7 protein-coding genes are annotated in these 13,848 nt (G+C 63.9%); 4 read left to right on the forward strand and 3 right to left on the reverse strand.

Annotation, left to right across the window (positions count from 1 at the left end; all coding sequences use genetic code 11):
• Positions 1-96 precede the first annotated feature (96 nt).
• From BW992_RS19890 to BW992_RS19900, 3 genes are read right to left on the reverse strand one after another with little or no spacing between them, the layout of a single operon-like run.
• A complete protein-coding gene (locus BW992_RS19890; RefSeq protein WP_076406961.1) occupies positions 97-1,143 on the reverse strand; it encodes a TauD/TfdA family dioxygenase in 1,047 nt (348 codons plus the stop codon).
• Between the two features lie 17 nt (positions 1,144-1,160).
• Entirely contained in the window at positions 1,161-4,589 is a 3,429-nt protein-coding gene (locus tag BW992_RS19895; protein ID WP_076406962.1) for a condensation domain-containing protein, read from the reverse strand.
• A gap of 8 nt (positions 4,590-4,597) precedes the next feature.
• The gene (locus BW992_RS19900) at positions 4,598-5,575 is read right to left on the reverse strand and encodes a TauD/TfdA family dioxygenase (RefSeq protein WP_076406963.1); all 978 of its coding nucleotides are present in this window, start codon (positions 5,573-5,575) and stop codon (positions 4,598-4,600) included.
• A gap of 247 nt (positions 5,576-5,822) precedes the next feature.
• Here BW992_RS19900 and BW992_RS19905 point away from each other — a divergent pair, with 247 nt between their 5' ends.
• The 4 genes from BW992_RS19905 (at position 5,823) to BW992_RS19920 (ending at position 13,797) form a co-directional block, all read left to right on the forward strand.
• Positions 5,823-7,892: a TonB-dependent receptor gene (locus BW992_RS19905; protein ID WP_076407362.1), complete on the forward strand. Its 2,070-nt coding sequence runs from the start codon at positions 5,823-5,825 to the stop codon at positions 7,890-7,892.
• 108 nt (positions 7,893-8,000) lie between these two features.
• Positions 8,001-9,422, forward strand: coding sequence for a diaminobutyrate--2-oxoglutarate transaminase (locus BW992_RS19910; RefSeq protein WP_083714590.1), 1,422 nt, complete (start codon positions 8,001-8,003; stop codon positions 9,420-9,422).
• Positions 9,423-9,482: 60 nt separating this feature from the next.
• The gene (locus tag BW992_RS19915) at positions 9,483-10,637 is read left to right on the forward strand and encodes an efflux RND transporter periplasmic adaptor subunit (RefSeq protein WP_076406964.1); all 1,155 of its coding nucleotides are present in this window, start codon (positions 9,483-9,485) and stop codon (positions 10,635-10,637) included.
• Positions 10,638-10,656: 19 nt separating this feature from the next.
• The gene (locus tag BW992_RS19920; protein ID WP_076406965.1) at positions 10,657-13,797 is read left to right on the forward strand and encodes a multidrug efflux RND transporter permease subunit; all 3,141 of its coding nucleotides are present in this window, start codon (positions 10,657-10,659) and stop codon (positions 13,795-13,797) included.
• Positions 13,798-13,848: the final 51 nt, after the last annotated feature.

Consider the following 13,848-nt stretch of genomic DNA (forward strand, 5'->3'; position numbering starts at 1 on the left):
ACTGAAAAGGGCTTGAACCTGGGGTGCGGCACAGCGCTCGGGGCTTGTCGACAGGTCGGCCAGGCCTCCGGGGAACGGTGGGTGCCCCCTTGAATGTCAGACGGCGACGTCGCTCGACAGCAGGGCTTCAGCCATGCCGGTCATGATTGCGCGCTTGCCGGTAAAGGGTTCACGACCGTGGACGGCGAGCATGTTGTCGATGAACAACACGTCGCCCTGTTGCCAGCTGAACCGCACCAGCGAATCGAGATAGGCCGTGCGCAGGGACTCCAGCACGTGCGGCTCGATGGGTTCGCCGTCGCCATAAAAGGTGTTGGTCGGCAGGTCCAGGTCGTTGAAGTTGCTCTGCAGCGAATCGCGGATCGCCGGGGGCAGGGTGCTGATGTGAAAAAAAGTCGCGTGGTTGAACCAGACTTCCTCGCCGGTGCGTGGATGACGCACCACGGCCGGGCCGCGCTGGCGGGTGCGCAGGCGATTGTTTTCCTTCCATTCCACTTCGATGCCAACGCTGGCGCAATACGCCTGCACCTCGTTGCGGTCTTCGGACTGGAACACGGTTTGCCACGGCAAGCCGAAACCGTCGCCGTAGTTGCGCACGTACAGCACGCCCTTTTCCCGGAACCGCGCCTCGATCTCGGGACTGATCCGGGCTTTCACGGCTCGGGTGGAACCGATCGGGGTTTGCCCGCCAGTCTCGGACGGCTGCTGGCAGTAGAAGAACAGGCGCAGCGGAAAGCGTGGCGAGTAGGAATGTTCGTTGTGGGGAAAGATCATCTGGTCGGCCGGGTAGTCGGTCGAGGTATAGATGTTGCCGCCGACCCGGGTACGGGGCGAAGCTCGGAACATGTATTCCAGCGCCCCGGGGGAGAGGGCGGCAATCACCTGGTCGAACTGTTCGACAGAGGTTACGTTGAAGCCGCGAAACAGCAGTGCGCCGTACTGCAGCACTTTCTTTTCCAGCGACTCGCGTTCACGGGCAGCCCAGGCGGCCAGGTCGACGCCACTGACAGCCGGCTCGATCACCAGGGGCAGGGCATGTTGCGGGCTGAGCAGGCGCTCGCTGACCAGTTGTTGTTCAGAGACGTTCATGGCTTTACGACGCACGGCGCCCAGGGCGCGTGGCGATGAGGGCAGGGTAGACATAACGGCATCCGACTCGGTTAAAGGGACAATGAGCGACGTTTGGCTTGCATCATCTGGCTGCGACCGGCCAGCGCCTGGGACTGTTGGCGTTCACGCTGAAAAGCCTGGTCCCAGCCATCGATGCGCTCGGCCAACGCCGGCAATGGCTCATCCAGCAGGTTGCGGGTCTGCTCCAGCAGGCACATCCACAGGTGTTGCAGCCGCGCGGCGCGATCCTGGTCGAAGTATTCGCCGCGGTACTTGAGCGTCGCGTCGAGGCCTTCGGCGCCATGCACCAGGTCGAGGACCAGATGGAAGTCCCCCGGCGCCTGGGCTACGTCCAGCGCCGTTAGCTGCGCGCCGGCGATTTCGGTCGGTGTGACGCGTGACGGTTGATAGTTGAGTTTCACCTGGAACAGCGGCGAATGGCCGGCACGGCGTTGCGGCGAGAGGGCCGAGACCACCAGGTCGAACGGCAGGCCCTGGTGGGCGTAGGCCCGTCGGGCTTCATCGCGGACACGTTCGAGGAAACCGGCCAGGGTCGCTTCGCCGTGCAGGTCGCAGCGCAGGGTCAACTGGTTGACGAAGAAACCGATGACATCCGCGTGTTGCGCCAGCGGCCGGCCGCTGACATCGGTGCCCAGCAGGAACTGCTGCTGGCCGCCCAGTTGCCGCAGGACCAGTTGGTAACTGGCCAACAGCAGCATGAATAAAGTCATGCCCCGGTCGCGAGCCAATGCCCCCAGCTGGTCGCAGGTGGCCTGGGGCACCTTGAAATCCAGGCTGTGCTGGCCCGGATTCCTGCCGCTGCCGCCCAGCGCCAGGGACTGAGGCACGCCGGCCAGGTACTCGCGCCAGAATGCCTGCTCCGTGGCAATCCGTTGTTCGCTCCAGTGCAAGGCTTCCCATTGTGCGAAGTCCAGGTATTGCACCGGTGGCGCGGTGTCTGCCGAACCGGCCAGTTCCTCCAGCAATACTTGCGCCGAGCGCCCATCGAAAGCGATGTGATGCAGGGTCAACAGCAGGTCGTGTCGCTGGTCATCCTGGCTGAGCAACTGCGCGCGCAGCACCGGCCCGGCGTCAAGATCCACGGGCGTGGCATGTTCGTGGGCCAGGCGGTCACGCATCGCCTGCTGTTGCTGCGCCTCGCTCAAGCTGCGCAAGTCATGCTGCTCCAGCGCTACCGCCGTCACCGGCAGCACCCGTTGTTGCGGGCCTTCGACGCTGTCGCGGTATACCGTGCGCAGCACGCCATGGCGCTGGACCAGGGCGTTCAGCCGCGATGCCAGCGTCTCGATGTCCAGGGGACCGTGCAGTTGCAGGTGCAGTACCAGATTGTGCTGGGTGTCGTCCGGGTTCAGTTGACGCAGGAACCAGAGGCGGCTCTGAGCGAACGACTGGCGACCGGCCTGGAGGTCGGCGCGCTGCATCGAAGTGGTGGCGCTCGGTGCCGGGGCGCGGAGAAACTCCTCCAGGGCCAGGGCCCATTGCCCGAGGGTTCGTTCGCCGAACAAGTCCTGGGTGTCGAGGTTCCAGCCCAGGTCGTTGTACAGCCGAGCGGCGAAGTCGGCCACGCCGATGGAATCCAGGCCCTGGCCAACCAGGCTGAGTTCGAAGTCTGCCGAGCAATAGGGATTGACCTTGTGCAGGGTCTGCTCCAGCCACTGACGGCATGCGGTCGGCGCCAGTCGAGCGGTTTCGGCTACCAGGCGCTTGAGGTCCTTTGGTTCGAGCGTCTCGCCGCATGCGGCGAGGCTGCCACCGCTCTGGGCAATGATGCTCAGCGTTCCCGCCGCCAGCTGCTTGCGTGCGCCCTGTCGGGCAATCTTGCCGCTGGTGGTCATCGGGATAGTGCCGGCTTCTACCAGGACAATCTGGTCGATGCCACAATCGGCGGCTTCCCGCACGGCGTTCTGCATCGAGGCAAACAGGGCTGGGTGGCGCGCCGGGTCGACGAACCTGCGCTGTGGCTCGGCGACGATCACCAGCTTCTCGCGGCCCAGCACCGGGTCCATTTCCGAGAACGCGGCGATGCGCCCGGTGCGGATGCCCGGCTCGGCATCAGTGATGGCGAACTCGATGTCGTGGGGATAGAGATTGCGACCGTTGAGAATCAGCAGGTCCTTGAGCCGTCCGCAGATCACCACCTGGCCTTCGTGCATGAAGCCCAGGTCGCCGGAGCGCAGGTAATGTTCCGATGAGCCGACAATGCGCGCCTCGAAGGCTTCGCGAGTGGCCTGGGGATTGTTCCAATAGGATTCGGCGTTGCTCGGGCCCTTGAGCCAGACTTCGCCGATGCGATCGGCGGCGCAGCGCTCGAAGGTCTGCGGGTCGACGATGGCAATGCTGTGCAAGGGCTGAGGGAAGCCGCAGGCGACGAACTCCACGGCGGGGGCATCGTCGGCGGCCAGTGCGACGCGACCGGTTTCCAGCATCGCCTTGTCCAGGCGCAAGACCACCGGCAGGGCATCGGCCGGCGTGGCGCTGACGCACAGCGTGGCTTCGGCCTGGCCATAGCCGGGGCTGATGGCCAAGGGGTTCAGGCCGCAGGCGGCAAACCGTTCGGCGAACGCTTCGAGGGTGCCGGGGTGGATCGGTTCGGCGCCGTTGATGGCGTGCTTCCAGTTGCTCAGGTCCAGTTGGGCGATCAGGTTGTCACTGACCACCCGGTTGCACAGGGCGTAGGCGAAATTGGGGGCAAAACTGGCGGTGGCGCGGTAGCGGCTCAGCGCCTGCAGCCAGGTGGATGGCGCGTTGACGAAGGTCTGGGAGGCTATCAGGTAGCACGGCATGCCGCTGTAGAGCGGCGCCAGCATGCCGCCGATCAGGCCCATGTCATGGTACAGCGGCAGCCAGTTGACCATGGCGCCGTGTTCATCGAAACCGTAGGCCTGGCGCATCAGTTCGACGTTGGCAATGAGGTTGCGCTGACGCACTTCGACGCCCTTGGGCGACCCCGTGGAACCGGAGGTGTATTGCAGGAATGCCACGGTGGATCCGTCGATGGCCGGTGGTTGCCACTGGCTGGCCGGCGGCGTGCCCAACTGCTGCACGGTCAACACATCGACCTGGCCTTGCACCAGCTCCCGCAGGCCTTCGCAATGATCCGCCGGAGCGAGGATCAGGCCCGGCTCGGCATCCACCACCACATTGCGTACGCGGTCCAGGTGGCGTGGCTTGCGCGACGGTGGCGGAAACAGCGGCACGGCGATCATCCCGGCATATAGGCAGGCGCAGAACGCCCGGGCGTAGTCGAGGCTGGTCGGCAACATCAATAGCACGCGGTCGCCCGGCGTGTAGCGCGATTGCAGCGCCGCGGCCAGTGACCGGGCTTGCTCGTCGAGCTGGGAAAAAGTCAGGGTTTCGCCGATCTCTACACCGTCCGGCAGAAAGTGCAGGGCAGTACGCTGGGGGAAGTGCTGAGCGTTGGCTTGCAGCACCTCGATCCAATGTTCGAATGAAAACATGAGTCAGTTCACGCCATGGCCACGATGACCTTGCGGTCACCGGTGAAAGGATTGCGACCGTGTGCCACCAGTCGGTTGTCGAGCATCAGGATGTCGCCGGGCTGCCAGGGGAAGCTGATGGCAGTCTGGCGATAGACCTCGCGCACGGTGTCGAGCATCTCGTCGGCGATCGCCGAGCCATCGCCGAAGTAGACATGGCGCGGCAGGTTCTCTTCCCCTACCGCCGCCAGCAGGCTGGCGCGTACGCTCGGCTCGATGGCCGACACATGGAACAGGTGCGCCTGGTTGAACCAGACCCACTCACCGGTATCGGGATGCTGTTGCACCGCGGCGCAACGCTGGCGGGTGCGCAGGTCACCATCGGCTTTCCATTCCCACTCGATGTCGTTGTCCTGGCAATAACGTTCGACCTGGGCACGATCCTCGGTGTTGAAGACTTTCTGCCAGGGCAAGTCCAGGGCGCCGCTGTAGTTGCGCACGTAGAGCAGTTCGCGGCTGGCGAACAGCTCGCGGATCTCGGCGGGCATGCGCTGGTAGACCAGGCGGCTGTCGGCAATCGGCGTTTCGCCGCCCGTGTCGCTGGCTTTCATGCAGTGGAACCAGATGCGCGAAGGCCAGGGCCGGGTGTAGGCCTGTTCGTTGTGCAGGGGAATGAATTGATGGGCCGGGTATTCGGTGGAGCTGTAGACCCCGGCAAAGACTTTGCTGCGAGGCGTGGAGCCGAATTCGTAACTGGCCAGCGGCGCGCCGAAACTGGCGGCGAAGCGCTTGAAGTCGATGGGCGTGGCGACAGTGAAGCCGCGAAACAGGACGCCACCCACCGTCGTCAGGGTATTGGCCACGCTGTCGCGAATCGAGGCGTCCAGATCGTGGATCGACTGTCCGGCTGTCGCGTGCACCACCACGGGGAGAGTCCCCGCGCTTCCTTGCGTGGATGCGATTGAAAACGGCTCGGAACGCCCGTGCAGGTGTTCGATTGAGGTCATCCTTGTGCTTCCTCTTTTATCTTTTTCGACCCATCAAAGACCGTGAAAGCAAGGCAGTGGTCTATGGTGCGAGACGGGGCGGCAAATGTATCCAGATCAATACACGGCGGCATATTAGGTACAAATGAGATGGATTATCAATACTATTTATTTAAAATTTTTTTTGGATTAGACTCCGCTCCGCTGGCCCGAGATGGGGTTCGGCTGGCTCAAAAAAACCAAAAAAATCTGTCGCAGGGGACGGGGCGTGAATTTCAAAAAAAATACAATTGCGTTGGCGGTGGGGTCGGCGATCGGTCTGCTCAACTGCGCATGGGCGGCTGAAGAATCCGATGCTTCCAACACTCTGGAAATCGCTCCGATCACGGTGTCGGGGGAAAAGATCGACCGTACCCTTGAGCAGACTCAGTCCAGCGTCGTGGTAGTGACTGAAAAGAACCTGCGCGAGCATGCCGACAAGGACCTGGTGGATGTATTTGCCCGCACGCCAGGCGTCTATAGCCAGGCCGGCAACGAGAACTGGGGTATCCGTGGCGTGCCGGTGTCCGGTTTCGACGACCAGGGCCCGGCGGCCCTCAACGGTGCGGTATCGGTGTATGTCGACGGTGCCGTCCAGCCCAACCGCGCACTGACCCTCAGCCCGGTCCCGCTCTGGGATGCCGAGCAGGTCGAGGTTTTCCTGGGGCCGCAGTCCACCACCCAGGGCCGTAACTCCCTGGCGGGTGCGGTGGTCATCCGGACCAAGAATCCCACCTTCGAACCGAGTTTCTCGGCGCAGACCAACGTGGGCAACTACGGTGAGCACGGTGCTGCCGTGGCGGGCGGCGGCTCGATCATCGACGACAAGGTCGCGGGCCGTATCGCCGTGGACTATGGCGAAGGTGATGGCTACATCCGCAACACCGCCCTCAATGACGACGCCAACCCGCGTCGCACCAGCAACGTGCGCGGCAAACTGCTGATCCTGCCCAATGACGACACCGACGTCCTGCTGACCTACGCCCACAGCGAACACCGCCAGGGCGACCGTTCTACCATGCGCGTCAACGGCAAGCCGAGCTATTACGACATCTCTTCCAACACAAAGGCTTTCGACAACCTCAAGCAGGACACCCTCAGCGCCAAGGTGGACTATCGCCTGAACGACGCGTGGTCGCTGACGAGCATGACGGCCAATACCAGTACGGACTACAGCAACCGCCTGGATTTCGACCAGAATGCCGTGGACAATCAGGTCGTTCTGCGTAAGCAAGACGGAAACCTGTTCAGTCAGGAGCTGCGCCTGAACTACACCTCGGACACGGTGAAGAGTTTTGTGGGCGCTTACTATGGCCACAACAGCAACGATATCCACGACCGATTGCTGTTCGATGACGCGTTGTTCGGTACGGTCAAGGGCGATACCACCATCGAGAACAAGGCCGTGTTCGGTGAAGTCAACTGGACGTTCGCACCACGCTGGACCTTGATCACCGGCCTGCGTTACGACCACGAAACGAACGACACCGAGATCAAGCAGGACGATTTCTCCGAAGCGGCCGATGTCAGCAAGTCGTTCGATGCGGTGCTGCCGAAGCTCGGTATCGACTACGAATTGGCGACTGATCAATACCTCGGTTTCATGGTGCAAAAAGGTTACCGCGGTGGTGGCGTCAACCTGCGCTCCGGTAGTGGTCACCAGGCCTACGACCCGGAATACACCACCAACTACGAGCTTTCCTATCGCGGTTCGTTCTTCGACAAGACCCTGCGTGCCCGCGCCAACCTGTACTACACCGACTGGAAAGACCAGCAGGTCAGCGTACGGCAGAGCGGCAGTTCGGTTATCGATGTCTTCAACGCCGGTCGCAGCGACATCAAGGGCCTGGAAGTCTTCGTCGAGAAAGACATCACCGAACAACTGACCCTGAACGTCGGTGGCGCCATTACCGATAGCAAATACAAGGACTTCATCACGGGCAGTGGCCAGGATATGAGCGGTGAGTCGTTCCTTTACTCGCCTAAATACAAGGTGTCCGTAGGTGGCGTCTACCGCCTCGACGACCGCTTCATTTTCGGTACGGATGTCACCTATCAGAGCACTGCGCCTTCGGAATACGAGTTCGACGCCAGCGGCAAGGTGAGCGGTGAGCGCCGTAGCGACAACTACGTGCTGGTGAACTTCAACACCGAGTACAAGGTGACCAAGAACGTTGCCGTGTCCGCCTACGTGAAGAACGCTTTCGACAAGGAGTACGTCACCAACAACCGCAGCGACGACATCATCGACGTCGGCGCGCCGCGCACGGTGGGCATGGCTCTGCGTTACGACATGTAAACCCACGAGCGCGGGGAGGCAATCTCCCCGCGCCTGGTTTGCAACGTCACGGATGTTTGTTTTCAGGCTGTTTGTTCCCTTCCAAACCCAGCCTCCATGGAGGAAATCATGAATACTTCTTCGAATGCCACGGCGGGTGGCGCGCAACAGCTACGTCTGTTGCACACCGGTCTGTCGACCCCTTACTGCCTCGATCCGACCCCGTTGCTGGAGCGTCAGCAACAGCAGGAATCCAATGCCCGCAGTTATCCGCGACGCATCCCCCTGGTGCTCGAAAGGGCCCACGGCATCTATGTACAGGACAGCCGAGGGCAAGTATTCGTCGATTGCCTGGCCGGCGCCGGGACCCTGGCGCTGGGCCACAATCACCCGGTCATCATCCAGGCCATCACCCAGGTCATGGCGGCGGGTGTGCCGATGCATACTCTGGACCTCATGACTCCGGTCAAGGACGCATTCGTCCAGGAAATTTTCGGGTGCCTGCCGGCCGAGTTCGCTCGTAACGCACGCATCCAGTTCTGCGGCCCCAGCGGGGCCGATGCGGTCGAGGCCGCCCTCAAGCTGACCCGCACCGCGACAGGGCGTCACTCGGTCCTGGCGTTCGAAGGCGCCTATCACGGCATGACCCTGGGCACGCTGGCCATCAGCGGCAACCTGTCGCCGAAAAACGCCCTGGGCGCCCTGATGGCGGGGGTGCAGCGCCTGCCATACCCCAACGATTACCGTTGCCCGTTCGGCGTCGCCGGCGAGCAAGGAGTCACGTTGAATGTGCGTTACCTGGAGCACCTGCTCAACGACCCGGAAAGCGGTGTGACCGCGCCGGCGGCGATGATCCTCGAACCGATCCAGGGGGAGGGCGGCGTGATCGCCGCGCCTGACCGCTGGCTCCAGGAACTGCGCCGGCTGACCCAGGCCCACGGTATTCCCCTGATCGTCGACGAAATCCAGTGCGGCATCGCCCGCAGCGGGCGCATGTTCGGCTTCGAGCAATCGGGCATCACGCCGGATGTGATCACGTTGTCCAAGGCCATCGGCGGCGGCCTGCCGCTGTCGGTCGTGGTCTACAACGATTCCCTGGATGTCTGGCAGCCGGGGGCCCACGCCGGAACATTCCGAGGCAACCAGCTGGCGATGGCGGCGGGCACGGCGACCTTGCGCTTCATCCGCGATGAGGGCCTGGTGAAGCACGCCGAATCCATGGGGGCGCATCTGCGCAAGCACCTGCTGGCCCTGCAAAGCGAGTTCGCCTGGATCGGCGATGTGCGTGGTCGTGGCCTGATGCTCGGCATGGAAGTCGTCGATCCCCAAGGCACTGCGGACGTCCAGGGCCATCCGCCGGTGGACACTGCCAGGGCCAAGGCCTTCCAGCAGGCTTGCCTGCGACATGGCCTGATCCTCGAACTGGGAGGCCGTCATGGCGCGACCGTGCGCTTCCTGCCGCCGCTGATCATCACCGAGCAGGAGATCGATTTCGTCGCGCAAATCCTGTTCCGTGCCGCCAGCGCGATCAATGAGCGTCCGGCTGGCTGATCGGACACCGTACAAGGCCTGCCTGCCATGGCAGGCCTTTTTCATGGACAGGGAGCGACGATGCCCAGGGTTCTTGCCTCGATGAAACCCGCCTGGCTGATGCTGGCGGTGCTAGGGATAGGCGGTTGCGGCGAGCCGAAGCCATCCACCGAACGTAACGTGCCGGTACCCCGGGTCAAGACGCTGACGGTACAGCCGCAGGCGTTGGCCATGACCACGGAGCTGCCCGGCCGTATCGAGCCGGTACGCATTGCCGAGGTGCGCGCCCGCGTGGCCGGTGTGGTGCTGACCCGGCACTTCCAGGAGGGCGCCGACGTCAAGGCGGGGCAGTTGCTGTTCAGCATCGACCCGGCGCCGTTCAAGGCCGCGTTGATGCGCGCCGAGGGGACGTTGGCCAGGGCCGAGGCGGATGTCTATCGGGCCAAGGCCCAGGCAAGGCGCTTCAAGGAACTGGTGGCGATCAATGCCATCAGCCCACAGGCCTTCGACGACGCGGTCTCGGACCTCAAGAGTGCCGAGGCCGATCGCCTCACCGCCCGGGCCGACCTGGACAGCGCCCGGCTCAGCCTGGGGTACTGCCAGGTGCGGGCGCCGATCGATGGTCGTATCGGCCGGGCCCTGGTCAGTGAGGGATCGCTGGTCGGGCAGGACGAGGCCACGCAGATGGCGCGGATCCAGCAACTGGACCCGATCTATGCCGATTTCACCCAATCGGCCGATAAAGTCGTGGCGCTGCAGCAAGCCCTGGCCGACGGCCGCCTGACGCATGATGGCAGTGGCTCGGCGCAGGTGACCGTACAGGTGGGCGACCCACCCCAGGTGCGACATGGCAAGTTGATCTTTTCCGATATTTCCGTCGATCGCAGTACCGGCCAGGTCACCCTGCGTGGCGAATTTGCCAACCCGGACAACCTGCTGTTGCCCGGCATGTATGTGCGCGTCAAGGCGCCGGCCGGCGTCGATCCGCAGGCGTTGTTCGTTCCGCAACAGGCGGTGCAGCGCGGTGCCGATGGCCAGGCCCGGTTGATGCTGGTGGACAGCGGCGCGGTGGTGCGCGAGCGGGTGGTCAGCACCGGTGTGATGCAAGGTTCCAACTGGCAGATCACCCAGGGGTTGTCGGCCGGCGAGCGGGTCGTGATCGAACGGGCCGACAAGCTCGGCGCCGGGACCCAGGTCAGCCCTATCACGCTGGCCGAGCAACAGGCCCAGCACTGACGGTCAAGGAACAACAACCGTGCCGGAATTTTTCATCAATCGTCCGAATCTTGCCTGGGTCATTGCCCTGTTCATCGTGCTGGCGGGGCTGCTGACCCTGCGTACCCTGCCGGTCAGCCAGTACCCGGACGTGGCTCCACCGCAGATCAGTGTCAGCGCCAATTACCCCGGGGCGTCCGCGCAGATCGTCGGCCAGAACGTCACCAGCCTGATCGAGGAGGAGCTCAACGGCCTCAAGGGCTTGATCTATTACGAGTCCACCAGCGCCAATGGTGGGGCCGATATCACCGTCACCTTCACTCCGGGGACCGACCCCGACATGGCACAGGTCGATGTGCAGAATCGCCTGCAGCGAGTGATCGGGCGGTTGCCTCAAGCCGTCATCGAGCAAGGCCTGAAGGTGGAACAGGCGCGCTCCAACTTTCTCCTGGTGTATGCCCTGTCCTATGTCGATGGACAGGCCGACTCCGTGGTGCTGGCGGATTATGCGGCCCGGGCCATCAACAACGAAATCCGCCGGGTGGCCGGGGTCGGGCGGGTACAGATGTACACCTCCGAACGGGCCATGCGGATCTGGGTCGATCCCGCCCGCCTCGTGGCGTACAACCTGTCGATGGCCGATGTCGGCCGGGCCATTGCCGCGCAGAACGTGCAGGTGCCCGCCGGCAGCACGGGAGAACGGCCGGGGCCCGCCGAGCAGCACATCACCGCCACCGTGATGGTGCAGGGGCAACTGGAGTCGGTCGAGGCGTTCGGCAATATCGTGTTGCGGGCCAACGACGACGGCTCCAGTGTGCGAATCCACGACGTGGCGCGGGTCGAGCTGGGGCGCAAGGACTATCGTTTCGACGCGCGCCTGAACGGCAAGCCTGCCGCCGCCATGTCGGTGCAGCTGGCCCCCGGCGCCAACGCGCTGCAGGCCGCGCAAGCGATCAAGGCGCGGCTTGGGCAACTGTCGAGTACATTGCCGGCGAACATGGCCCTGAGCGTGCCTTATGACACTTCCTACTTCGTCGATGTGGCGATCGAGCAAGTCCTCTACACCCTGGCCGAAGCCATGGTCCTGGTGTTCCTGGTCATGCTGCTGTTCCTGCAGAACCTGCGTTACACGCTGATTCCCGCCGTGACCGTGCCGGTCTGCCTGCTGGGAACGATCGCGCTCATGGCGCCGTTGGGTTTCTCCATCAACATGATGACCCTGTTCGGCATGGTCCTGGCCATCGGCATCCTGGTGGATGACGCCATCGTCGTGGTGGAAAACGTCGAGCGGCTGATTTCCCGCGAGCACCTGTCGCCCGGGGAGGCGACCCGCAAGGCCATGCAGCAGATCAGCGGGGCGATTGTCGGCATTACCCTGGTGCTGTCCGCGGTATTCGTGCCACTGGCGTTCATGGGCGGATCGGTGGGAGTGATCTACCAGCAGTTCGCCATGACCTTGTCGATATCCATCCTGTTTTCCGGGTTCCTCGCCCTGAGCCTGACGCCCGCCCTGTGCGCGACCCTGCTCAAGCCCCACGACCCGACCCGCCGGGCCGGCGCTCATCGCTGGGCGCACGCCTTCAATCGGCGCTTCGATGCCCTGGCCGAGCGCTTCGAGGGACTGGGAGCCAGTTGGGTCCGACGGTCCGGGCGCAGCATGGCTGTCTACCTGGTGTTGCTGCTGGTACTGGCCTTGGCCTACCTGCGGCTGCCAACCTCGTTCCTGCCGGACGAGGACCAGGGATACATCGTCACCGATATCCAGTTGCCGCCTGCGGCGTCCGCCTCTCGTACCGATGTCACGGTCCGGGCGTGGGAGGACTATGCCCTGGCGCAACCGGCCACCGAGCACGTGCTGGCGATCATGGGCTTCAGCTTCTCCGGGGAGGGCGCCAATGCGGCGCTATCCTACGTCACCCTCAAGGACTGGTCGTTGCGCGGCAGCGGCCAGGCCAGCGACGAAGTGGCCGAGCGGGCTAACGAGGCCTTCGAGGACATTGCCGACGGTACGCTGTACAGCGTGGTGCCGCCGCCGGTGGATGGGCTCGGTACGTCCGGTGGTTTCGACCTGCGCCTGCTGGACCTGGCGGGCCGGGGGCACGAAGCGCTATCGAAGGCGCGTGACCAGTTGCTCGAGGGCGCCAAGGCATCGCCGCAGATCGGGCATCTGTCGGAAGACGGCCTGGCTGATGCGCCCCAGATCAATGTCAGCATCGACCGTGAAAAAGCCGAGGCCCTGGGGGTGAGTTTCGACGTGATCAGCTCGGCATTGGCCGCCGCCCTGGGCTCGGAGCAGATCAACGAATTCGCCAATCAGGGGCGGATGCAGCGGGTGATCATCCAGGCTGACGGCGTCAGCCGGCAGACGCCCGAAGCGCTGCTGCGCCTGCAAGTGCCCAACCGGCAGGGGCGCCTGGTGCCGCTGGATGCCTTCAGTCGTTTCGAGTGGCAGGTCGGGCCCCTGCAGATCGCCCGCTACAACGGCTCGGCGTCGTTGCGTTTTTCCGGAGAGCCGGCGCCGGGGTACAGCACCGGCCAGGCGATGGAGGCGTTGCAGGGCATCGCGCGGCAGTTGCCGTCCGGGTTCAGCCTGGAATGGGCGGGGCTTTCACTGCAGGAACAGCAAGCCAGCGACCAGGTCCCCTGGCTGGTGGGCTTGGCATTGACCATGGTCTTGCTGGTGCTGGTCGCGTTGTATGAAAGCTGGTCGATTCCCTTCGCCGTGTTGCTGGTGGTGCCGCTGGGCATGCTCGGTTCGGTATTGGCGGTGACGGTGATGGGCATGCCCGATGACGTCTATTTCAAAGTAGGGCTGATCACCATCATCGGCCTGTGTGCAAAGAACGCCATCCTCATCGTCGAGTTCGCCAAGTCCCTTCATGGCCAGGGCGTCAGCCTGGCGCAGGCGGCGGCCCGGGCGACCCGCCTGCGCTTTCGGCCGATTGTCATGACTTCCCTGGCTTTCATCCTGGGGGTATTGCCCCTGGCGTTGGCCAGCGGCGCCGGAGCGGCGAGCCAGCGTGCAATCGGCGTCGGTGTCATCGGCGGCATGCTGGCGGCGACGGTGCTGGGCATTCTGTACGTCCCGGTGTTTTTCGTCTGGGTGCTGTCCATCGCCCAACGGCGACGTGATCGCCGGGGTACGGTCAGCGCGCCAGTGCCCGGGGAAGCGGGGCCATGACTCGCACCGCAGGCTGACAAGGGCAACGTGACGGCCGGGAGCGGTCGTTTC

Source organism: Pseudomonas sp. 7SR1 (assembly GCF_900156465.1).
In the GTDB taxonomy this organism is placed as follows: domain Bacteria; phylum Pseudomonadota; class Gammaproteobacteria; order Pseudomonadales; family Pseudomonadaceae; genus Aquipseudomonas.